This is a genomic window from Arthrobacter sp. GW822-FHT05G07, from assembly GCF_058799755.1.
Window position 1 is genome coordinate 249,053 of record NZ_JBXALT010000002.1, and the last position, 23,118, is coordinate 272,170.

Below are 23,118 nucleotides of genomic sequence, written 5' to 3' on the forward strand. Positions count from 1 at the left end.
GTGCTAGTGGCTGCCGAAGAGTTCGGCGTTGGTCTTCAAGGTGATGGGCGCGCCATCTTGGCGGGCGGAGTCGGCGGTGGCCATGACGAGTTGCAGGCTCTGAATGTTGTCGGTGACATCCGTCTCAGCCTTGTTCCCGGTTTCGATGGCGTCGCGGAACGCTTCGAGGGTTCCCAAGCGTTCCTCCACCGGCAACGGGTCCAAATCGATGTGCATGACGCCGGAGCGTTCCACGGCGCCGGCGAGGAATACGGTGTCGAACAGTGATGCGAAGTTGATGGTGACCTCGTTGTTCTTCCACGTAATGGCGCCCTTGCTGCCTTGGATTTCCCAGTCACCGTCCCAGCTGGTCTGCGGGCCATATGAGCTCCATGATCCGGTGTAGACGACGCGTGCCCCGTTGTCGCAGTCGAACTGCACCACCGCGGACGCGTTGCCCTTGAACCTCGAGGTGCCGGTGTTCCAGGACCGTGCACGGACTGCGGTGGGTTGGACACCAACGATGCCGCGGAGCTGGTCAAGATGATGGATCATGGCATCCACGATCAAGGGTTCATCCATTTCGAGCCTGAAGCCTTCGAACGGCGGGTTCTTCTTGTAGTCGACGAAGACATGCTCGAGGTCTCCAATAACTCCGTCGCGTATGAGCCGCTGAACGGTGCGGGCTGCGCGCTTGAAACGGTAGTTCTGTGACACCATGGCCTGTTTCCCGGATTTCTCTGCCGCTTCGATAATCCGGACGCCGTCTTCAAGGCTGTGCGCAAGTGGCTTCTCAATGAGTGTGTGTACGCCTGCTTCCAGAGCAGGGATGGCCACGGCTGCGTGGTATTCGGGTGGAACGATGACCAAGGCAGCGTCGAACGTATCTTTGTGGTCCAGCGCGTCCTCGATAGTGGCGTACGCGGGGATTCCGTACTGTTCACCAGCGGCCCGTGCGGCGTCGGAGTTGACGTCGACAACACCGGCCAGCTCCCAACTTTTGCTGTGGTGAATCACGTTCAGCCATGAGGCGCCCCAGGCGCCGAGGCCTACTTGGATGATTTTCATTGCTGCACTCCTTCTAACTCTTTTGTGTTTGGGACGTCGACCCATTCGCCGCCCTTACTGGATTTGATGATGCTTTCGGTGAGGATGGCTGACCTGAGGCCGTCCTGGAACGTGGGCAGGCCTTCGCGGACGTCACCGTCGATGGCGGCATAGGTATCGGCCACGAACGCATTGAAGGCATCCTGATAACCCTGCGGATGGCCAGCTGGCAGAACACTCAGCCGTGCTGCGTCCGGGCTAAGCACCTCCGGGTCACGGACAAGCAATTGGGACCCCGCCCGCTTGCCTAGCCACAACGTCTCCGGGGCTTCCTGGTCGAACTGGAGGGTGCCCTCCGAACCCGCGATCTCGATCATCAGGCGGTTCTTCCGTCCAGGAGCAACCTGGCTTACCAGGAGATTTCCCACGGTGCCGGATTCAGTGGCGAAAACAGCGGCAACGAGGTCCTCGGTCTGGATGTCCTTGTTGTTCGTCCGGCCCGAGAAGAGAGTCCGGCTCAGGGCGCCGACTTTTGTTATGTGTTCACCGCTTACGAATTCGACAAGGTCGCACAGATGGGAGCCGATATCGGCGAACGCCCGTGAGGGCCCACCCAAAGTGGCGTCAACTCGCCAGTTGTCGTCTTCCCGGGAGAGCAGCCAATCCTGAAGGTAGGAGCCCTGGATGGCGGAGATCCGTCCCGTTTGGCCCGATGCAATACGTTCCCGGGCTTCCCGGATCATCGGATGGAAGCGATAGACGAAGGGAACGGTCGCAACAGTCCCGGCCTTGGCGGCCAGCTCTACAAGTTCGGTTGCGTCCTGGACGTTGGTGGCCAAAGGCTTCTCACAAACCACATGCTTGCCTGCTTTCAGCGCGGCCTCAGCCAGTCCGTAGTGAGTGCCGTTTGGCGTGCAGATGTGGATGACGTCGATGGCGTCGTCTTCGACGAGGTCCTGTACGGAGTCGTAGGCCTGCTGCACACCCAGGCGGTCTTTGGCGCGGTCGGCGCTGGTACGGCTCGAGGACGCAATGCCGGCGATATCCGCCCCTGCAGCACGGGCGGCTCGGCTGTGCACCTCGGCCATGAACCCGGCGCCGACGAACCCGGCCCGTAACCGGGAGGGGGCTGTCGTGGTTCTGTCGTTTTCCATGCCGAAACAGTGACACGCAGCACCTGACTTTGGTCAGGGGCCCAGCAAAAGTCTGCACCTTTTGACGCTGAGGACGGTCGAATGCACGCCCAAGTTGCACTTTTTGATGCTTAGCACTTCGCCGGGTGGACGGGAACGAGTGAGCAGCTTGACACTGAGTGGAGATGAGGGCCCGCAGGGGCCGGTGAGCCCGATGCGTCAGCAATTCAGGCGCACACAAACAACCTCTTTTGAGCCCTGAATTGGAGTGACATGGACAACGGCGGACCCGGCGAGCTTCTGCAAATCCTGCGGGACGGACAACCCCGAACCAGAGCCGACTTGGCTGGGACAACAGGGTTGGGCCGAGCCGCCGTCAGTTCCCGCCTTGAGCCGCTCCTGAAGCTGGAACTGGTGATACCCGTATCAGGGGCGCCTTCTACTGGAGGCCGTCCATCGGCGCGGCTAGCTTTCAACCCAGGCGCAAAGTTGGTGGCGGCTGCAGACGTTGGTGCCACTCACGCCACCGTGGCACTCACGGACCTGTCAGGAGCGGTACTCGTGGAAACCACAGAGCGGATGGAGATTTCGTGCGGACCCGAAACGGTCCTGGACTGGCTTTTGACGATGGTGAATGGACACTTGAAAGTGCTGGAGCGTCCGACTGCTGATGTCATCGCAGTCGGCATTGGGCTACCTGGCCCCGTTGAGCACTCCACTGGGAAGCCGACGAGCCCCCCGATCATGCCAGGATGGGACGGATTCGATGTTCCCGCTTACATTCAGCAAACCTTGGGCGTACCCGTACTCGTGGATAACGATGTCAACCTTATGGCACTTGGTGAGAGGGCCACCCGCTGGCCAAACGAGGAGAACATGATCTTCCTCAAGGTCGCCACCGGGATCGGATCGGGAGTGGTTAGTGGAGGAGAATTGCAGCGGGGCGCAGCAGGTGTCGCTGGAGACGTCGGCCATATTGCTGTTTCCCGCGGGGCAGGAATTCTGTGTCGCTGTGGCAAGAGTGCCTGTCTGGAAGCCATAGCGGGCGCCCCGGCCATCGCCGCCCAGCTCCGCGAGAACGGACTGGGGGCAACCAACGGAAGCGACGTCGTTTCGCTCGTTCGTTCCGGGAATCCAGCTGCTATCCAAGCGGTCCGCCAGGCGGGCCGTGACATCGGAGAAATGCTCAACATGTGCGTGAGCTTCATCAACCCATCCCTGATTGTTGTGGGCGGCTCGCTTGCCCAATCCGGAGAACACCTCATGGCAGGAATACGCGAAACGGTCTATGCACGATCAACGCCATTGGCGACCCAGCACCTGAACATCACCCAATCCGCAACCGGGCCGGAAGCTGGAGTGGTTGGGGCCAGCATCTTGGCCGTCGAGCATGTCCTCTCCCCCCACCGAGTAAATCAACTGGCAACCCGGCTGCTTTCCGGCGGAAAAGAAAATATCAATCGGCAGGAAGAGCCCGCTCCCCCGACACCCTGGCCGCTTCTTGAGGCGATGGCCAAACAATTGCAGGACGCACCTACGTGACCACCTCTCTGCACTGATTCGGTTAGACAGCCGCGCGTGGGTTTGGACCTGCCGCCACGGCCCTTTCTCCAAATACGTACCTGTGCACGACATGCTCATGCAGGCCTCGACGGCACCAATATAAGCACATCAACGCGCCAGCCGAAGGCGCATCCAGGGGTAAAATTGCCCTACCAGCGGACCTCATTTTCGGCCGGTCTGACGAGTCACCGCAACCGCTTCCTTAAGGCGCCGTGGCAGCTCACACGACTGCCATGATGCTCGGCTGGTGAAGGAGGATGGCATGCCTCAATCTGGTGACGCAAACAGCGCCCGTGTGCGACGATACGCAGTGCCGGAAGGGCTCACTCCCGAGCAAAGGTTTGAGCATTGGCGGGTGTGGTACGGCAACGCCGTCGAAACACCGATGCGGCTGGAAAGGTCAGAAGGCGAGAGTCCTGCGTCCGTCAGTCCCTCAGCCATTAATCTTGCCGGACCGGGCTTCAGCCTCATAGAGATGCACAACACCCCCGCGCTGGGCTTTTGGGCGCCGAATCCCGACTCCACGGATCTGCGCCTTGCATACTTCCGTAAGGCATCAGGCCTGACCCTGGATCTCAACGGCATACCCGAACCAATTCCGACGGGCTCGGTGAGATTCATCGACACGTCGCTGGGCGGCAGTTTCGATGCCCCCGAAGGGTTTCACGCACAACAGCTCAACATAGACCGCATCAGTCTCAACGTCAGCGAAGGCGGACTGCGCTCCCTTCTTCGCCTGCCTGACCTTGCAAGCCACCCAATTGTGGGCACCTTCGTGGTCCCCGCCTTGATGAGTTGGAAGAGGCCGGGCATTGACAGTGAGGCATCAGCAACCGGCGAGATCCTCCGATCCGTCATGGCAACCTTGGTGGGTTCCCTGCTCGAATCGCCGGTCGACGATGAGGCACAGAAACCCGCACTAAGCCGGGCGGTAAAGAAATACCTTGAGACCAGCTTCGATAACCCAAGTCTGGACGTGGCAATGATCGCCGGAAAGTTCAACCTCTCCCGTCGCTCCTTGTTCTACTTTTTTGAGACTGAAGAACTCCGTCTGGGTGAGCGAATTCGCGCCTTGAGAACGCGGAAAGCACTGGAGCTCCTACTTCAAGCCGATGCCCAAAGAATCACCTACTCAGAAATTGCCGCACGGTGCGGATTCACTAACGTTCAAAGCATGCGCCGGGCAATCAAAGAGTTTACGGGGATGAATATCAGGGAGATCCATAAATCCGAGCCCGTCGTTCATATGGCCCTGCAACAACTGCGGCAGAGACTCAACTCTGCAACCTGACCGGACCGGCGATTGACGGCGCCAACAACGCGCTGTTCGAACCTTGCCCAGGCGCGCGGACGGGACCACTCGGGAAACGGCGCCCGCGCATTATTGAGGTGCCGCGCTCCCCATGGATTTCAGCTGGGAGAGCGCAATGCGGGCGCGGCGAATGAACCGGAAAGCCCTCCACGCCCCGTAGAAGGCAGCAGCAAAGCAGACCGGGCCAATGACAAGGAGTGGCCACGGTGCGTAGAAAACGCGCAAGCCCGCCTGAGCGGTGCCGGCCTCAGAAGTCAGCGTTGCCTCGGCCGCGCCGCTCTGGATCATGGGTGCCCGCGCGAGTGTGGCGTGCAGGTCAATGCTCGCTCCTGGAAGGAGGCCATCGGGTGTGTCGAATTCCAACCTCGTCGCCGTTGCCGGCCAGCCTGAGAGGTCCATGTGAGCGGACGGATGCAGGATGGTGTTGCCGGTGTTGCGTATGGGCAGAGTGAAGTCGAGGTTGTCCCCGTTGTGTTTCCAGCTCAGGCTGCCGTGGGCCAGTGATTTGGCTGCCGTGCCGGCAACGTTGAGGTAAATTCGGACGCCTTGGCGTTGAATCGTGTCCAGTCGAATGGCGGTATCACCATTGACCGCGGTGGTCTTGCCTTGGACAGTGGGGCTTTGGATGATGAGCCCTCCTGCGTAGTCTCCTGGAGGGGTGCCTTCGGGAACGGTGAGACGGAAGGGCACTTTCAGGTCCGTGTTGGCGGGGACGGTGATCTGTTCCGTATCAAGCTCGGCCCACGCCCCCACACCTTCGCGGGGGGCGGATTGTGCGGCCATCGCAAAGGTTCCCTGCACCGTGTTCTCCCCGTCTACGGGATACGTCAGCAGGGTCACTGGCGAGGAAGTGTGGTTGGAAACGACGGCTGTGGCCTCCGTCGTGGCCCCGGGATAGAGGGACAAGTGGAAGAAGTCCGATTCTGTCTCCGGGCGGATACCCAAAGTCCCGTTATCGACTGCAGAGGCGGGGCCGGCCATGAGGAGAATTTCCAGGATCAGCAAAGCCATAGCGATGATCACTGGCCCGGTCAGGCGCGGGGATGGTGTTTTCACGTTTTCTCAGTCCTGGAAGCATCCGGATTAGCGATTGTGGTGCTGTGGTGTGGGGAGCGAAAGCCCGCCCGCCTCCTCGTAAAGAGGACGGCGGACGGGCCCGCGTGTTCTAGCCCATGGTGTAAGTGATGGTCGAGGTGTATGGGTTCAGGGCTCCGCTGGCGCCAACAGCGTAATTGGAGCGGTAGGCGTTGGCCGGAATGGCGAGGCTGAACGCCGGGGCCAGCGTGTACGTTCCCATGTTCTGGCCCACCGTGGAGACCAGAGCCTGAGAGGACGTTGACAAAGCCAATGCCGGGGCGGTGATAGTAGCTGCAGAGTCCGAGCCCGCGCCCGCGGTGATGGTGCCGGGCGTGATCGTCAAGCCGCTGACAGGGATAGTGCGTGGGATCGATTCGTCTGTCCCTGCGGCGCTGGTCGGCGTGGATGCGCTCACCGAAAGAGCCCACGCCGAGCCCGTGCCACGGGCATCGGTGATAGTCCACTCCGAGGAGGAATTGCCCGTGGAGGTCTGGGTATTGGATCCGTCCAGGGTGACCCCTGTCAGGGTCGCTCCGTAGGTATTGGCCGTAAGCGTTCCGCCGGAGATCGTTGAGTCGACGACGTCGGCCGAGGCAGGGGTCAAACCGAGGGTTAGAGCCACAGCGGAAGTGGTGAAAATGGCAGAGAGCCTGGTAATTCTACGCATGATTGTTTCCTGTGTTTGAGGTGACAAAAAGTGAAAACGCGCATCCCGCTGGGACGGAGAAACCCGACGATCAGCGTGAAATTATTCTATGAATCTTGATGGCGCGAAAAAGTAGCGAAGAATCCGATTCGTGCAGAGCTTTGCCGCAAAGGGATCACTTCGTGCAAGGGGCCGTTGAGCGCCGGGATACAAAAAGAGAAGACCGCGATATTCGCAGTCTTCCCATTCCTTCAGTCAGACACTGGAATTGTTCTCAGACATCTGAACTTGGACGCGCAGCGCAAAAGGCACGACGGCGGGACACCGCCACTGCCGCCGTCGTCCGCTGTTTCCGGGCTACTTCGTGAGTGCTTCCTCCAGCCATGACCTCAACACCGGCGCGGGAGCCGCGCCGGCCTGCCTCGCCACGATTTTGCCGTCAACAATGACCATCAACGTCGGCACCGCCTGGATGGCGAACCTGGCAGAGAGCTGCGGCGAGTGATCCACATCGACCTTCACAAGTTTGATCTGCCCGGCGCGTTCGTGTGCCAGTTGGTCGAGCACGGGGCTCACCATCCGGCAGGGTCCGCACCACACCGCCCAAAAGTCCACCAATACCGGAACACTGGCTCGTTCGGCGATCGCGCTGAAGTCGTCGTCGCCCGCTTCAACCACCCAAGGGAGGTCGTGGTGGCAATTCCCGCAGCGCGGCCGGCCGTCGGCGGCGGCCGGAACGCGGTTCGACTTGCCACAGTGAGGACATTTGATGATGGCTTTATTCATGTGGTTCCGGCCTCCTCTAGCTCCGATGTGTTGTATTCAACCACGAGCTCGTTTCCGGATACGGTCACTGTGATCACTCCGCCCTCCTCGATGCTTCCGCGCAGCAAGGCCCGACCCACCTGCGTTTCGACAACATGGGAAATATAGCGGCGCAAGGGCCGGGCTCCGTAGACCGGATCGAAGCCCCGTTCGGCAATCAGAAGGCGTGCTTCTTCGGTCAGGTGCAGCTCTATTTGCTGCTCGGCCAGCCGCTGCCGCAGCTGCTGAAACAGCAGATCAACGATTCGTTCGATTTGCGCCAGTCCCAAGGGCGCGAACAGGACCGTGTCGTCGACGCGGTTAAGGAACTCGGGTCGGAAGTGCGCCCGGAGCTCACCCATCACCATGCCGCGCGCCTCCTCCGTGATCGTCCCTCCTTCGGCCGAACCTTCCAGAAGATACTGGGAGCCAATATTGGACGTCATAATGATGACAGTGTTGCGGAAATCGACCGTCCGGCCCTGCGAGTCTGTAATCCGTCCGTCGTCGAGCACCTGTAACAAGGTGTTAAAGATGTCCGGATGGGCCTTTTCCACCTCGTCAAAGAGCACCACCGAGTATGGCTTCCGGCGTACCGCTTCTGTGAGCTGTCCTCCTTCGTCGTAGCCGATGTAGCCGGGCGGAGCGCCCAGCAGGCGGCTCACTGTGTGGCGTTCCTGATACTCGCTCATATCCAGCCGGATCATTGCGTTCTCGCTGTCAAATAGCGATGCAGCCAATGCCTTGGCAAGCTCGGTTTTCCCGACTCCCGTGGGGCCGAGGAAGATGAAGGAGCCAATGGGTCGCCGGGGATCCCGGATACCGGAGCGGGCCCGGATAATGGCGTCCGACACCGCGGTAATCGCTTCTTCCTGTCCGACGACGCGGGCGCGAAGGATTTCATCCAGGTGAAGGACCTTCTCCCGTTCGCCCTGCTTCAGCCGGGCGACCGGTATCCCGGTCCAGGCCGCGACAATGTCGGCGATCTCGTCCTCGGTCACCACCTCGCGGAGCAAGCGCTTTTCGCCCTGTTTAGCGGTCAGCCGTTCTTCTTCGGCGGCCAGCCGCCGTTCGAGGTCGGCAAGTCGCCCGTAGCGTAGCTCTGCCGCCAGGTTGAGGTCGTAATTCCGTTCGGCTTCCTCAGCCTCCAGCCGCGCCCGCTCCAGTTCAGTACGTATTTCCTGCAGTTTGTGGATCGCCTGGCGCTCGGCCTCCCATTGGGCCCTCTTGGCGTCGGCTTCGGCGCGCAAGTCCGCCAATTCACGCCTCAACTCCGTGAGCCGGGTCTTGCTGGCCGGATCGGTTTCCTTGGCAAGTGCCGCTTCTTCGATTTCGAGCCGCGTGACCTTCCGGGTGAGCTCATCCAGTTCCGCCGGCATCGAGTCGATTTCCGTCCTGAGCCGGGCGCACGCTTCATCCACAAGGTCAATGGCCTTGTCGGGAAGAAACCGGTCAGTGATGTACCGGTGGGAAAGGGTGGCCGCGGCCACCAGGGCACTATCCTGGATCCGTACGCCATGGAATACCTCGAGTCGCTCCCGCAAGCCTCGAAGGATTGAAATGGCGTCCTCGACGTCGGGCTCCTCAACCGTGACCGGCTGGAAGCGGCGCTCCAATGCGGCGTCAGACTCGATGTGTTTGCGGTATTCGTCGAGCGTGGTAGCGCCGATCATGTGCAGCTCCCCGCGGGCCAACATGGGCTTCAGCATGTTGCCGGCGTCCATCGACCCCTCGGAAGCGCCTGCCCCGACGACGGTGTGCAGTTCGTCCACAAAGAGCAGGATCCTGCCTTCTGCCGCCAGCACCTCGGCCAGCACAGCCTTCAACCGTTCCTCGAATTCGCCGCGGTACTTGGCACCGGCCACCAGGGCGCTCAGGTCGAGCGAGAAAATGGTCTTGTTCTTCAGGCCTTCGGGCACATCCTGCCGGACGATCCGCTGGGCCAGTCCCTCCACAATGGCGGTTTTGCCGACTCCAGGCTCACCGATAAGCACCGGGTTGTTTTTGGTCTTGCGTGACAGTATCTGGACAACCCGCCGGATTTCCGAGTCGCGGCCGATGACCGGATCCAGCTTTCCGGTACGCGCGTCCGCCACCAGATCGCGGCCGTACTTCTCCAGCGCTTCGTAGGTTTGTTCCGGCGTTGCCGAGGTAACGCGCTGGTTTCCCCTAACCTGGGTCAGGACCGACAAGAATGCCTCGCGGGTAATGCCGTGTTCCGCCAGCACCCTGCCGGCCGCCGATGCCCGGCCTTCCTCCGCAAGCGCGACCAGCAGGTGTTCCACCGAGACGTACTCGTCTTTGAGCCGTTTGGCTTCACGTTCAGCAGCATCAAGGAGTGTGCCAAGCCTACGGCTGACGTACACCTGACCGGGTGCTGCGCCAGGCCCCGTGACTTTCGGCTTCTTTTGCAGCTCGGTCTCGACCGCCCTGTTCAGCTCCTCAACGTCAATCTGCATGCCTGCGAGCAGTCGCGGGACCAGTCCCGCCTCCTGTTCCAGCAGGGCCGCAAGCAGGTGCTCCCCGTCGGTCTCGGTATGGCCGTGTTGCTGGGCGATCCGCTGTGCCCCTGCCAACGCCTCCTGCGACTTCTGGGTAAAGCTCTCCATGTTCATGGCGAAGCAGTCCTTTCCACATACGAGATTTCAACCAAACGACGTTCCAGCGTGTCCACCCTCGCCAGCAAATCCAGTACCAGCGGGATTGCCGCATAGTTCAGCGACAGCTCCGAATGCAGACGCAGGACGCGGGCGATCAATTCAGGAGCCCGCGGGCTGAACCAGGGACCGCCCGGACCATCGCCTCCCAGCGGCCGGATCAGATCCAGCTCCACGAACCTCATGACGACGTCGGAGTGGACACCGCTGCTACGAGCCACCGCTTCGAGACTCAGGCGCCACGGATAGGCGAGCGGATATTGGCGGCTCACAGCAGCCCCTCCCTCGGGTGGAAATCGGACACGGCTGCAAGCTGCTCGTAGATCTTGCGCACCTCATTACTCAACCGCGGGGGCACCATGACGCGGATCTCGGCGTAGAGGTTCCCCGGCTGGCCTTTCGGGTCGGGCAACCCCTGCCCGCGAAGCCGTAGTCTGCGTCCGCTGGAAGACCCTTCTGGAACGGTCATGGTCACAGGGCCGCCGGGCGCGTTGACCTTGATCCTGGCCCCGAGCGCCGCTTCGGACGGCGTGACGGGAAGGTCGAAATGGATGTCCCGGCCTTTGAGGCGGTACCTCGCGTCCGGCTGGATGCTCACGGTCAGGAAGAGATCCCCCGGCCGGCCCCCGTCGCGGCCACCGGCGCCCTCCCCCGCGAGTCGGATACGCTGGCCGTCCACCACACCGGGCGGCACGTCGACGTCGTAATTCCGCGTCTCGCCACCTGGCTCTGCCAGGCGAACCGTGCGCCGCCCGCCGCGGATTGCTTCTTCGAGCGTCAGCCGAAGCTCGGCCTCGTGGTCTGAGCCCGGCGCCGGACCCGCCCCGTGCTGACGGAACCAGCCACCCAGCAGATCCTCCCAATCGACGTCCCCTCCCATGTCGACATGGGCGCCGCCGTACGGGCCGCGTCCCGGGCGCGGGCCTGGGCGCGGACCACCTGAACCCCACCCCGCGCCGCCGGCCTCCGAATCAGCACCGCTACCGGCATATTGCCGGTAGTCCGCGCCGAGCCGGTCATAGCGCGCCCTGGTTTCGCGATCTGACAAAGTATCGTACGCCTCGCCGATCTCCTTGAACTTGTCCGCAGCATCCGGCTCCCGATTGACGTCCGGATGGTATTTCCTTGCCAGTTTTCGGTAAGCCCGCTGGATTGCATCCGGCTTCGCCGTGCGAGGGACGCCGAGGACTGAGTAGTGATCCTTAGCCACGGTCAGCGGTCACCGCCCGGCTCACGACGACGGCGGCGGGCCTGAGGATGGTATCAGTCCCGCCGTAACCCGGGCGCAGGACGGTGATCACTGTCCCGGGAGGAACGTCATCCGTCTCCGATACGCTGACCACCTCGTGAATCCTAGGGTCAAAGGGGACGTTCTCGCCGTCGATCCGGGGGTACCCGAGGCGGGCCAGGATATCGATGGCCTGAGAACGGATAGCGGCCAGTCCATCCACGAGGGGGTCCCCGGCAGAGGGGGCATGAGCGAGGGCAAGTTCCAGATTGTCCAAGACGGGCAGCCACAGCAGCGAGACCGCTGCGCGCTCCTGGGCCCTTAGCTGTGAGGCCTCCCTGGCGGCGCGTTTTCGAATATTGTCTGCGTCAGCCAGCGCGCGGCGCCAAAGATCCTCCATTTTGGCCAGCGCTTCCGCCGACGCCCCAGGCATGGTTTCCGTTTCGCCGGCTGCGGCGGCCTCCGTTCCATCACTTCCTGGATCGGCGTGCCCAGCCGGCCCTGCGTGGTCGCTCATGGCCGTACCTAGCCACGATCGAATTCTGCATCGACAATGTCATCGTCATCCACATTGTCAGAAGTCCCGGGCTGAGACACGGGTCCCGGGCCAGCCCCTGCACTGGCCACGGAGGCTGCCGAGGCACTCAGGGCCGACTGCAGCTGCTGGAGCTCGGAAATCAGTTCCCTCGCCGCCCCAACGTCGGCCTGGTTGCTGACGGCGTCCCGCGCCTGACCAACCAGTAGTTCAGCACGGGCCTTGTCGTGCACCGGGACAGCATCACCAAGTTCATTGACGGCCCGCTCAACGCGATAAGCCACCGCGTCGAGTTCATTCAGGGTGTCAATGCGCTCCCGATTCTGCACATCCTCGCTCCTGTGGGACTCGGCCTCGGCAATCATTCGCTCGACTTCCTTGGCATCGAGGTTGGATCCTTCACTGATCGTGATGCCTTGTTCCTTGCCTGTGTCTTTATCGCGGGCTGTGACGTTGAGAATGCCGTTTGCGTCGACGTCGAACGTGACCTCAACCTGCGGTTCGCCGCGAGGCGCCGGCCGGATATCGGTTAGCTGGAATCGACCCAGAACCCGATTATCCGCAGCCAGTTCCCGCTCCCCCTGCAGGACCACGACGTCCACGGCAGGCTGGTTATCATCGGCGGTGGAGAACACTTCGCTTCGCCGTGCGGGGATGGTCGTGTTGCGCTCGATGATCTTTGTCATGACACCGCCGCGGGTCTCAACCCCCAGGGAAAGCGGCACAACATCCAACAGCAAGACATCCGAGACTTCGCCCTTAAGAACTCCGGCCTGAATCGCCGCACCTATGGCCACGACTTCGTCCGGATTGACGCTCATGTTCGGATCTTTTCCACCGGTCAGGCGCCGGACCACATTTTGTACCGCCGGAATACGGGTGGATCCCCCGACCAAAATCACTTCATCGATGTCGTTGGCGGTAACCTTGGCATCCGTCATCGCCTGTTTGACCGGATCCATGGTCCGTTCCACCAGATCATGAGTAATGTCTTCAAAAACAGAGCGCCGAACAGTGGTGGTCAGATGCTTGGGCCCCGCCGCGTCCGCAGTGACGAAGGGGAGGCTGACCTGCGTCTGGGTCACAGAACTTAGCTCGACCTTCGCTTTCTCGGCCGCTTCGAACAGACGTTGCAAGGCCTGCGCATCCGCACGCAGGTCAATGCCCTCCTGCTTCTGGAAATCATCGGCCAAGTAATCAACAAGGCGCCGGTCGAAATCGTCCCCGCCAAGGTGCGTGTCGCCCGCCGTCGAACGGACCTCCACAACGCCGTCGCCGACGTCCAACAGGCTCACGTCAAAGGTTCCTCCGCCCAGGTCGAAAACCAGAACCGTCTCATGCTGACGTTTGTCGATGCCGTAGGCCAGGGCGGCTGCGGTAGGTTCATTGATAATCCGCAGGACTTCCAACCCCGCAATTCTGCCAGCGTCCTTGGTGGCGGTTCGCTGTGCATCGTTGAAGTACGCAGGAACCGTAATGACTGCTTCCGTTACCTTCTCGCCCAGTTGCTTCGCGGCGTCGTCCACCAGCTTACGAAGAACGAGCGCACTCACTTCCTCAGGTGCCACCTTCTTACCTTGCACCTGGAAACGCGCCACACCGTTGTCGTCCGCCACGACGTCGAAACTCACTGCCTTGGCCTCATCAGTGATCTCATCATTGTGACGGCCGATAAATCGCTTGGCCGACGTGATGGTTCCCTTGGGGTTGAGGATCGCCTGCCGGCGGGCCAGTTGCCCCACGAGCCGTTCCCCGCTGTCGGTGTAAGCCACAACTGACGGGGTTGTCCGCGCTCCTTCCGCGTTGGGAATGACGCGCGCCTCCCCACCTTCCCAGACAGCGATCACCGAGTTGGTTGTTCCGAGATCAATTCCTACTGCCTTGCCCATGACTGACTCCGGTCCTGGAGAACGCGACCGGCCCTGCGGCGACGTCCGCCCGAGGTTGCACCGCACGACGCAGGCCGTTGCCGCCCAGCCAAGAGGCTCAGGGGTTTCGTGGCTTCGTCATGCAGTCTTATAAAGTTGAGTCTGCCCCCTGGACGGGAGAGCCGCATGACCCTGTTAGGTCAAATATGCTGCAGCAAATTAACCTGTCGTGCGAACGGCCCCGGGCGTGGAGACGAAGGCACTGACACAGGGGGGGGATCGGCCACATGGCCGGTCCAACCAAGCAAGGGTCACGAGCACGTAAACCACTTGACAGGCAGCTGAGCCGGGTCTAGTACTGGGCTATATCTGGTGCACCCCGCTCGCCGGGCCGGATGGTACCCACACCATTGGTCAGTGCCGACGTAACATCGTTGTTGGCTGTCACGGCCGGGTCGGCTCCATGAACGAACCATCACAGGAGCGGACATGACTACACGAATTCCCGACCCGCATCTCGCGCAAATTCGTCCGGTTCGGGTGCGCACGCCGGAAGGCTGCGAGGAATGTCTATCCCTGGGTACTCCTTGGGTTCACTTGAGGCTGTGTCTGTCCTGCGGCCATGTCGGGTGTTGTGATTCGTCGCCCATGCGGCACGCCCGAGCCCACGCCACCGAGTTGCATCCAATCGTTCTTTCCTTGGAGCCCGGCGAGAATTGGCGCTGGTGCTATCCCCACGAGGCATTCGTCTAAGAAGTTGACGGGGGCAACATCTGATGCAGCCTTTCGCAGACTCCGGGCCGGTTGAAACACCGGATGTCTCCGGCGCCTATCCGCGGCTAAGCCAGGCCCAGATCGATTTACTGAGCAGAGTCGGCACCATCAGGGGTTCCGCCGCCGGCGAAGTCCTCACACGGGAGGGCGACCTCGACGGCGACTTCTTCGTCGTTCTGCAGGGCACCGTAGTGGTCGTGGAGGGGCTATTGGACGTTCAGGGCAACCAGGCCGCGCAGCTGGGTCCAGGCACGCACATCCTCGAAGTCCACGGTCCTGGACGGTTCCTCGGGGAGCTGGGCCTGGTCGAGGGGCAACCGTCCTTTGTCAGTAGCGTGTCCGCCGAAGCTTCCAAGGTGCTGCAGATCAGTGGTGAAGATCTGCGCCGCGTGGTTCTGACGGACGCCGCGGTGGGTGAGACCATCCTCCGTGCGTATCTTCAGCGCCGCATCCTGCTGATCGGTACCGGCGCGGGCATCCGGATCGTCGGATCCCGCTTCAGCCGCGACACCCTCCGCCTCCTGGAGTTCTCCGCCTCCAACCGTTTGCCGCACCGACTGGTTGATCTTGAGAACGACGGCCAAGCACAAGCCATTCTGGACCGGGTCGGTATCCCCGCGGGCGACCTTCCCGCAGTGGTGCTGAATGCTTCGCAAGTCCTCAGGAACCCCTCAAACGCAGACCTGGCCCTCGCCACGGGATTGCGAGCTGTCAAAGAACATTCGACCACCTACGATCTCATGGTGATCGGCGCTGGTCCTGCTGGCCTGGCGGCGGCCGTGTATGCAGCATCCGACGGACTGTCCGTCGTCCTTAAAGAGGGCGGCGGGCTGGGTGGGCAGGCAGGTACCTCACCGCGGATCGAAAACTTTCTCGGCTTCCCCGCCGGCATCTCCGGCGGCGAACTCACAGAAAGGGCGATCCTTCAGGCCCGAAAGTTCGGGGTACACATTAACGTCGCCTGCGGGGCACGCACCATCGCCTTGACGGATGGCGGTTTCCGCGCCGAGTTCAACGGCAGCGGCCCTGCCTCATCACGGGCCGCTCTGCTGGCAACAGGGGTCCACTACCGCCGGCTGCCGATTGCTGGGCTGGAGTCGCTGGAGGGAAACAGCGTCTTCTACGCCGCCACTGTCCATGAAGCCAGGCTCTGCGGATCGCAACCAGTGACAGTCGTCGGCGGGGGAAACTCCGCCGGCCAGGCCGCGCTTTTCCTGGCCGGCACCGGAGCAGCAGTGCGTCTGGTGGTGCGGGGGACGGACCTGCGCGCGGATATGTCGAGGTACCTCGCGGACCGGATCGAAGAGCAATCTGCCATAACGGTGCTTCTGGGGGCCACTATCGTGGGCGTCAGTGGTTCAGGCGCACTGGAACAGGTCGTGGTCGATCTGCGGGCCACGGGTGAACAACACACCTTCGATTCCCGCTACCTCTTCATTTTCATCGGTGCCGTACCGCACACAGAATGGTTGCAGGGTACGCTCGCGCTGGATGACAAAGGCTTCATTCTGACCGGCGCTGACCTCGGGGAGTTCCCTCCAGAATTCAGCCATCTGGGGCGCAGAAGACTACCCCTCGAAACCAGCGTACCCGGGATGTTCGCGGTGGGGGATGTTCGGCATGGATCAGTGAAACGTGTAACAGCTGCTGCCGGTGAGGGCTCAACAGCGGTGGCCATGATCCACGAACACCTGCGCTTACTCCGGTTTGGGCCGTCGTCGGACGCTGAACCATTAGCCTCAGATCGCACATCGGCCACAACAGCTTAACAACGGCGGAGTACAGGCGTAGGTTGGGTCCCAAGATGCCGATTCAAGCCTTCCACATTGGCAAGTGAATGAAAGACGGCATGTTGGCCAAATACGGCGTTGGCTAACCTGCGGAGAGGCTCATCTACAGGAAGGCCTACCGGGGCCCAGGATCGTCGATTTTTTGTTGCACGTGATGGAGGCAAGCGGCTTGGCCGGGTCGTGATCACTGAGAGCAACAGTTCCGCCCGGTCTTGTGTCCAGCAGGCCTCCCATTGGACGAAGCGAGGATTCACATGATCGACCAACGTGCGGCAGAGGAATTCCTCAACACGGCCACGCAGGCGGTATCCGAATTGTCGTTTTGTGAGATCCAGGACCGGTACCTTGCGGTGAATGGCCAGCTGAAGCCCGTCCTGGCACGCGCGGCATCACCGCAGGATCAAGACGTCCGACGCCTCAACGGCAAGGACTCGGTGCTCCCGGGCGCCAGGCCTGGCTGGCTCTATGCGCTGTTCACAAGTAGCGGCGGCGAGCTGAATGGGTGCTTGGTCCTGTCCGCCGACAACCCGCCGGATATCCCCCAGCTAAAACAGCTGCGGGCCGTTGCAGGGGTAGTGGCAGCAGCTCGCACCTCAGAACTTCCCCAGGACACTCCCGGTCAGCCACACCGACGTGACGGCGTGGACCCGCGACTCCGGTCTCTGTCGGTGCGAATCCTGGAGCTGGAAGAACGCGACAGTATCCGGGAGGCTTTGGACCAGGGCGCGGCCCTCGACCTCGGTACAAGTGAGACCAGGGAGGGACTACTGGCGAAGGTCCTTTCACGGCTGACGGGCCGGCCCATCTACATTGAGGACGCCTTCGGGAAAATCAGTGCGGAGGCTGGCATCGGTTCGACTCCCCCTTACCCGAGGCTGCCCGCAGCGGCCAGGTTGCGCACTGCCCAACTTTGGATCTCCTCGGGCTTGCCAGTCAGCGAACATCGAAGGCTCGTCGCCCTTGCCTTGTCGCACGGAGAGGTGCTGGGAGCTGTCTGCATGCTGGAAACCGACCTTCCGGTCACCGCCGCCAATGTCTTCGCGTTGAAGTACGCAGCGCGGCTCTTGGAAGCAGAGTTGTCGCACCGCCGCGCTCTTGCCTTGCTGGAGCTGAAGCTGGGGCGGGACCTCGTGGACGAACTCGTATCCGGAATGGAGGCCGCAACAGCAGTAGTCCGTACCGCGGCATTGGGATATGACATCAGTGGTCCGCAGCACGTCGTCGTGGCGGTGTGGGAGCCGCCAAGAACTGATGACACGGTGGTAGACGCATTGCGCCGGACGTTCCAGAAACTCCACTGCTCCGCACTTGTATCAGGGCGTTCGGACATGGCTGTTGCCGTGGTGCGTGGAGATCCGTTGGGTGCCGAAGTGTATTCCGTCGTTGCCAAAACCCTGCGAAGTGCCACCGGTTCCGTGGGCATCGGTGGTTCCAGCCTTGATGTCGAGCAAATTCCGCGTTCCTTCTCGGAGGCCTTGCACGCGCTGCACATTCGAACCGCCTCAATCGATTGCTACGGGGCCACCCGCTTTGATCAACTCGGGATCTACCGGATCCTGGACACAGCTGGGAACGTACCGGACCTGGTCGGTTATCTCGACGAGTGGCTAGGTGACCTTCAGCGTTCCGACGAGAGCCGAGGGTCGGACCTGGTTCAAACTTTGGCCCAATACCTTGACCACGGCGGCAACTACGACAAGACGGCAGAAAGTCTGGCCATCCATCGAAGCACTCTGCGCTATCGCTTGAATTCCATCCGGCAGATCACCGGCTTCGATCTTGCCCATCCCGAGACCCGCCTGAATCTGCACGTAGCAACGCGGGCTTGGCGCCTTCGTCCGCACGGTGCCTTGTTCCACCTCCCATAGCGGTGCCTAAATCAGGCTGTGGCCGCAGTGAGCGCGCCACCGGTTGACCATGCGGGGATGCGTCACGGAATCCGGCTTCACTCGTTATGAACGATGAACAACAGGAGACAAGCGCGTGCTGGAACATTCTTTCGATATGAACCCTACTAGTGCCCGTACGCTGGGCGTGCTCGCCGAACCCGAAGTCACAGCCGAATTTGCCGAGCGCAACGGGCGCGAAGTACGCGATCTGCTCAACCTCGCCGATGAGCGGCACGTCTGGTCAGTGGTGATTGAGTACCAGGATTTTACTGCCGGCAACGGGTTGGAGCCCATGTTGGGCTCCTTGGCGAAGCATAGGAACCTCCGCGCATGGGACGTCATGGTTTGCCTCACCGACCTTCCGATCCGGATGGATGGCCGGACCGTGATCGCGGAGGTTGCGCTTGGCGAGCAGATCTCCCTTGTTTCCGTGCCCGCTCTCGGTGCCATCAACATGGACCGCCGGGTCCGCACCGCCGTCGCCGATCTCAGCTGGGCGATGCACCGTCCTTTCGATCCCGAAGATGAAGCGGTGGAATTCGGTCCACCCTCGTTACACAAATCGAGGCATATTGAAGCCACTGTTCCCGACCAGGGGCCGATTGGGTTCCGCTACGTCTCAGCAACCCGCCTCGGCCGGGGACGATTACTGGCGGGCATGCTGCGTGCGAACCGTCCATGGCGTCTCGTCTTCGGCCTGAGAAGCGCGATGGCCGCCGCGATTGCCACCGGCGCTTTCGCCCTTGTCACGAACACCATCTGGCAGCTCGCAGACCTCCTCGGGACGACGAGACTGACACTGTTGATGGCACTTTCCATCAGTTCGATGGTGTTCTGGATCATCGTCCAGCACGATCTGTGGGAAAGCGCCAAACGCAACGATTCCCTCGAACGATACAAGGCTTCCTTGTATAACATCTCGACGGTGTGGTCCCTCATAATCGGCGTCGTTATCAGCTACTTCCTGCTGTTCGTGGCCGTGCTGCTGGCCGCTGCGTTCACCATCGACAACGCCCTGTTGGCGGTAACCATGCAACACCCAGTGACTTTTTGGGACTTTGCCGAAGTCGCGTGGATGACCACTTCGGCGGCGCTGATCGGTGGTGCGTTGGGCTCGGGATTCGAGTCAAAGGACGACATTCTTCGAGCTGCGTACGGTCAACGGGAACGCCACCGTCGCCAGTCGGTCGCCGATGACGAATGATCGTGTCCTGACGGCGGAAATCCACGACTTTAACGTCATTCCGCCGCGGCGCAGGCCGACCCACCCTCAGCGGACGAACCTCCCCGTCGGCCGCAGGTAGAATTTACTGTCGGCCAACCACCCCAACAACATGATCACGAACAGTCGCAGGGACGCGGCACATCTAATCTAGTTCCAGCCAGAAAGTCCCAAGCCCATGGAAAACACTTCTCGCGACAATCCCGTTGGCAGACCGGACGGCGCACCGCATGATCACGTACGGCGCTACGCGGTTCCGGTCGGGCTCAGTCCCGAAGAAAAGTTCGAACACTGGCGAAGCTGGTACGGCAGTGCAATTGACGCTCCAGTTCGGCTGGAAAAGACCGACAAGCTGGTACGACCGAGTTTCAATCCAACAGCCCTGAGCCTGGACGGTCCCGGCTTCAGCCTTGTCGATGTCACGAATGAACCCGCCGATTGTTTCTGGAGCGGTGAAACGAGGCCCAGCGATTGGCTTGTATATTTCAGAACTGCCTGTAACAAGTTCAGCTTCTCGGGACGCGGGGAGTCCGTCTCGCCCGGGACAGTCAGGTTCTTTGATCTTTCTTTGCCGGGCAACTTCCATGCACCAGCCGGTTTTAGCGCTGTGCGGATCCACTTCGATCGGGACCTGCTGGGCTTGGACGACAAAGCCATGAAACGGCTGAAAGAGCTGGCTGATATCAGAAGCAATCCCATCCTGCGTGGGTTGATTCTTCCTGCCCTGTCTGGGTGGCAGCGGACGGTCATTGCGCAGGAGATCCAACATCTCCAGCCGGTCGCCCGGTCCATGATGTTGGCTCTGGTCAGCTCCTTGCTTGAAACCCCGGCCGATCCCGGGGATCTCAAGCTGGCCCGCATCGCAACGATCAAGAAATTCGTGCGCAAGAACTTCAGAAGTCCTGCGCTCACCGTTGACGAGGTTGTAGCTTACTCTTTTCTTTCACGCCGGGCGCTCTACTACCTTTTCGACGACGAAACACTTCAGGTCAGCGGATACATCCGCGCCCTGCGGACCTTGGAGGCCATTGATCTCCTGGCCGAGGCAAACTCATGGAGACGTTCCCTGACGGACATAGCGGGCGCCAGCGGGTTCACAACCCTCCCAGCCATGCGGCGCGCTGTCAAGGAACTCACTGGCCTCTCGTTGAGGGACGCGCAGGAGAAGCCAGTACTACTGCAGATTAGAGCCGCCGAACTAAGAAAACAGACCGAGTTGTGACCCCTCGGACAGCTGCTCGCCTGGCATGAAACCGCCGGACCGCGTTTGCTTCAGAGGGATAAGCCAGGTGGCTCGGCGCCGGGCTCGGAGGGACACCAAGCGATCAAGATCATCGAGGTCCCTATTGGCCGGCGCAGCCCCTTGCTCCCGAGGATCAGCCCTGGATATGGTGACGATCGTCAATCGCACTTGTTGGCAACCGGTTCCGCCACCACGAGTGGGACCCGATCGCCCGAAGCACAGAGGGTCGCCCCAAGAGGTACCCTTGTCCGGTCTTAACTCCCAGCTCAGCCAGCGTGGCCAATTCGGAACTGGTTTCAATTCCCTCGGCGACCAGCCCGGCCCCGATGTGGGAAGAGAAGCTGAGCATCGCCGCGAGCAGAGCTTTCTGGCCAGGATTGGTATCAACTCCCGCGACGATTGACCGGTCGAGTTTGATGAGCTCCGGATTGAGCCTCAGGATGTGTCGCATGGAGGAGAACCCGGCTCCGACGTCATCAATAGCTATGCGTACCCCAGCGCTTCTCAGTGGGGCGAGCGCTGCCGTGAGACGGGCGTAGTCAGCTACGGGTGAGCGCTCGGTCAGCTCTACGACGATTCGCTCTGGCCTGAGACCTGATTTCCTGACGATCCCACTTAGCCTCACGTCAAGGCACGCAGATGGTGAGAGATTGACGGCGACGTAGACGTGGGCAGGAAGACCCGCAGCGGCGGCCAGTGCCATTTTCAAGGCCAGGAATTCGAGTTCGAGGCCGCGACCGATTGACTCTGCGTCTGTGAACCACTGATCTACAGACCTGAACGGAGGGCCTATGATGCGCGTGAGCGCTTCGACGCCTACAACCTCGCCCGTTCCCAAATGACAGATCGGCTGGAAAACCACGGTTAGTGACCGGGTGGTCAACAGAGAATCGACGCGTGCCGCAATGTCCTGGTCCCTTCGGCTCAGCGCACGCGGGACATCCGCGGTGGCGAGCTCCATAGGGCCGAAGGTATGTGAGGCTTCGATGAGCTCACCGTCTCGGTGCCGAATGAGCCGCCACGTGCCATGAACTGCGGCCGGGAAAAGCAGGACCGTGATGAGGGTGCACACTCTGGCATGCGCCTCCAGGCCGGCCCACGGCTCAAGTCCAAAAGCGAGGGGCAGGAGTACCGACAACGTTGACAGCACCCCGCCGAACAGCAGGCATAGCAACCATCGACTACCAACGCTCTTATGAGGGGGGACGCCGTCAGTCAGAGCTGGACACATGGACAACAGGCGTCGACGGAGAAATGCTCCGACGTGCGCTCCTAGCCGCTGCATCAGTCGTGGGAGTGTGGTGATGCAGCGCATCGGGTGTTCACTGAATGGGGGTCGATCGATGGCGCTTCACGAGAAATCCGCACTCTCTGCGGGCCCGCTTCCACGCCACTCCCTCGACGGAAACGAGGACGCAGGGCCATCACCTGTGGCCGACAGCCCACGCTGGGAAAAGTCGGCATGGTGTTGACGGTGCACATAAGGCCCTCCTGTTCGTGTTGGGGTCGCCGGGCCATAGTGCCGCGCATGGGCAAACGCTGCCTCCCGCACTTGTGGGCTTTGAAGCCGCCGACCGGTTTTCAAATCCTACGGTTGCCGCCCACCGGGCCTGGGCGTCAAGCATTCCAATGTGTGCATCCTTTGATTGCTAAGCGATCAATTCGTGCAGAATCCTGTCCGCGCCGCACATTGACGACAACTTGCCGCCCTGGAACATTCCGCCCAAGGGGCCATCCAGAACGCGCAATTCATCGCACGGGCCCGTCGAATCAGGAGATGTTCCACCCGGCGCCAGTAAATCCGGCGGGCAACGGTGGGCTATACGCTGATGACTTCCGGCCGCCTCCGGGGAAGAGAACCAGTCCCTCCCCCGAGCCGGGCACGGACCCCACTGAGAATTCCCGGACCAAACAAAGGACATCATGAGCGAACTCCGCGTGGGCGACAACCTCCCCTTGGAGCTGTTGAGTTTTAGCGCCGTCGGGTGCCCTGTCTGGTCAGGTCAGCACGAAATCGAGGAGATGTGCGTTCTCGATGCCGGGCATACTGGACGGCACATCGCAATCGACGCGGCCATGGTTGTCCGTGCCATGTGGGAATGACGTTCGCAACCCATGTTCCGGCCGGGGTCGAGGTAGTTGGCGGAGCCCACTTCGCAGCGTCTCGTCCTCAGTGGCGGATTCGCTGATTACCGAGTTCCTCGATTAAGTCTCCAGTGATCGACGCACGGCCCGCGGCGGCCGCAACTTCGCGGCAGGTCTCCTGCAGGCATCCTTCGGGTCTGACAAGGCAGTTGGGTTGATGGGCGGGGTGGCAGCCTCCCACGCTCCTGGGAATCTCCCTCAAAGGC

General features: G+C 61.5%; 19 protein-coding genes. 8 read left to right on the forward strand and 11 right to left on the reverse strand.

The features are described from left to right. Positions 1 to 3: 3 nt before the first annotated feature. Complete coding sequence (locus AC1RJY_RS03965) at positions 4 to 1,047, reverse strand: Gfo/Idh/MocA family protein (protein WP_498601448.1); 1,044 nt, start codon at positions 1,045 to 1,047, stop codon at positions 4 to 6. Continuing rightward, complete coding sequence (locus AC1RJY_RS03970) at positions 1,044 to 2,180, reverse strand: Gfo/Idh/MocA family protein (RefSeq protein ID WP_011774579.1); 1,137 nt, start codon at positions 2,178 to 2,180, stop codon at positions 1,044 to 1,046. Before AC1RJY_RS03970 ends, AC1RJY_RS03965 begins: the two co-directional genes overlap by 4 nt. Positions 2,181 to 2,432: 252 nt before the next feature. Between AC1RJY_RS03970 and AC1RJY_RS03975 the strand changes: the two genes are divergently transcribed. Next, entirely contained in the window at positions 2,433 to 3,701 is a 1,269-nt protein-coding gene (locus tag AC1RJY_RS03975) for an ROK family protein (RefSeq protein WP_011774578.1), read from the forward strand. Positions 3,702 to 3,969: 268 nt separating this feature from the next. Next, on the forward strand, positions 3,970 to 5,013 hold the full coding sequence (locus AC1RJY_RS03980) for an AraC family transcriptional regulator (RefSeq protein ID WP_498601449.1): 1,044 nt from the start codon (positions 3,970 to 3,972) through the stop codon (positions 5,011 to 5,013). A gap of 90 nt (positions 5,014 to 5,103) precedes the next feature. On the opposite strand, the gene AC1RJY_RS03985 is transcribed toward AC1RJY_RS03980, so the two are convergent. The 8 genes from AC1RJY_RS03985 to dnaK form a co-directional block, all read right to left on the reverse strand. After that, on the reverse strand, positions 5,104 to 6,090 hold the full coding sequence (locus AC1RJY_RS03985) for a WxL protein peptidoglycan domain-containing protein (protein ID WP_238324578.1): 987 nt from the start codon (positions 6,088 to 6,090) through the stop codon (positions 5,104 to 5,106). 109 nt (positions 6,091 to 6,199) lie between these two features. Beyond that, positions 6,200 to 6,778, reverse strand: coding sequence for a WxL domain-containing protein (locus tag AC1RJY_RS03990; RefSeq protein ID WP_014921694.1), 579 nt, complete (start codon positions 6,776 to 6,778; stop codon positions 6,200 to 6,202). Between the two features lie 336 nt (positions 6,779 to 7,114). Then, positions 7,115 to 7,543, reverse strand: a complete 429-nt coding sequence (gene trxA, locus AC1RJY_RS03995; RefSeq protein WP_498601451.1) for a thioredoxin — start codon at positions 7,541 to 7,543, stop codon at positions 7,115 to 7,117. Then, positions 7,540 to 10,176, reverse strand: a complete 2,637-nt coding sequence (gene clpB / locus AC1RJY_RS04000) for an ATP-dependent chaperone ClpB (RefSeq protein ID WP_498601452.1) — start codon at positions 10,174 to 10,176, stop codon at positions 7,540 to 7,542. Before clpB ends, trxA begins: the two co-directional genes overlap by 4 nt. Further along, positions 10,173 to 10,490, reverse strand: coding sequence for a chaperone modulator CbpM (locus tag AC1RJY_RS04005; RefSeq protein WP_011774572.1), 318 nt, complete (start codon positions 10,488 to 10,490; stop codon positions 10,173 to 10,175). Before AC1RJY_RS04005 ends, clpB begins: the two co-directional genes overlap by 4 nt. After that, positions 10,487 to 11,428 carry a DnaJ C-terminal domain-containing protein gene (locus AC1RJY_RS04010; protein ID WP_498601454.1) on the reverse strand — a complete coding sequence of 314 codons (942 nt, stop codon included), beginning with the start codon at positions 11,426 to 11,428 and terminating at the stop codon, positions 10,487 to 10,489. The genes AC1RJY_RS04005 and AC1RJY_RS04010 overlap by 4 nt, the downstream gene beginning before the upstream one ends. Next, positions 11,421 to 11,963: a nucleotide exchange factor GrpE gene (locus AC1RJY_RS04015; protein ID WP_014921692.1), complete on the reverse strand. Its 543-nt coding sequence runs from the start codon at positions 11,961 to 11,963 to the stop codon at positions 11,421 to 11,423. Before AC1RJY_RS04015 ends, AC1RJY_RS04010 begins: the two co-directional genes overlap by 8 nt. Positions 11,964 to 11,971: 8 nt before the next feature. Further along, positions 11,972 to 13,870, reverse strand: coding sequence for a molecular chaperone DnaK (dnaK, locus tag AC1RJY_RS04020; protein ID WP_011774569.1), 1,899 nt, complete (start codon positions 13,868 to 13,870; stop codon positions 11,972 to 11,974). 468 nt (positions 13,871 to 14,338) lie between these two features. Between dnaK and AC1RJY_RS04025 the strand changes: the two genes are divergently transcribed. From AC1RJY_RS04025 to AC1RJY_RS04045, 5 genes are all read left to right on the forward strand, one after another. Beyond that, positions 14,339 to 14,602 (forward strand): UBP-type zinc finger domain-containing protein, encoded by a 264-nt coding sequence (locus tag AC1RJY_RS04025; RefSeq protein ID WP_011774567.1) that lies wholly within the window; start codon positions 14,339 to 14,341, stop codon positions 14,600 to 14,602. A gap of 23 nt (positions 14,603 to 14,625) precedes the next feature. Next, on the forward strand, positions 14,626 to 16,392 hold the full coding sequence (locus tag AC1RJY_RS04030) for an FAD-dependent oxidoreductase (RefSeq protein ID WP_011774566.1): 1,767 nt from the start codon (positions 14,626 to 14,628) through the stop codon (positions 16,390 to 16,392). Between the two features lie 275 nt (positions 16,393 to 16,667). Continuing rightward, entirely contained in the window at positions 16,668 to 18,281 is a 1,614-nt protein-coding gene (locus tag AC1RJY_RS04035; RefSeq protein ID WP_011774565.1) for a PucR family transcriptional regulator, read from the forward strand. 136 nt (positions 18,282 to 18,417) lie between these two features. After that, entirely contained in the window at positions 18,418 to 19,506 is a 1,089-nt protein-coding gene (locus tag AC1RJY_RS04040) for a hypothetical protein (RefSeq protein WP_011774564.1), read from the forward strand. A 196-nt stretch (positions 19,507 to 19,702) separates the two neighbouring features. After that, on the forward strand, positions 19,703 to 20,746 hold the full coding sequence (locus AC1RJY_RS04045; protein ID WP_011774563.1) for a helix-turn-helix domain-containing protein: 1,044 nt from the start codon (positions 19,703 to 19,705) through the stop codon (positions 20,744 to 20,746). Between the two features lie 154 nt (positions 20,747 to 20,900). Here AC1RJY_RS04045 and AC1RJY_RS04050 read toward each other — a convergent pair whose 3' ends face one another. Further along, a complete protein-coding gene (locus AC1RJY_RS04050; RefSeq protein WP_307807171.1) occupies positions 20,901 to 21,839 on the reverse strand; it encodes an EAL domain-containing protein in 939 nt (312 codons plus the stop codon). Between the two features lie 851 nt (positions 21,840 to 22,690). Here AC1RJY_RS04050 and AC1RJY_RS04055 point away from each other — a divergent pair. Then, on the forward strand, positions 22,691 to 22,870 hold the full coding sequence (locus AC1RJY_RS04055) for a hypothetical protein (protein ID WP_011774561.1): 180 nt from the start codon (positions 22,691 to 22,693) through the stop codon (positions 22,868 to 22,870). Positions 22,871 to 23,118: the final 248 nt, after the last annotated feature.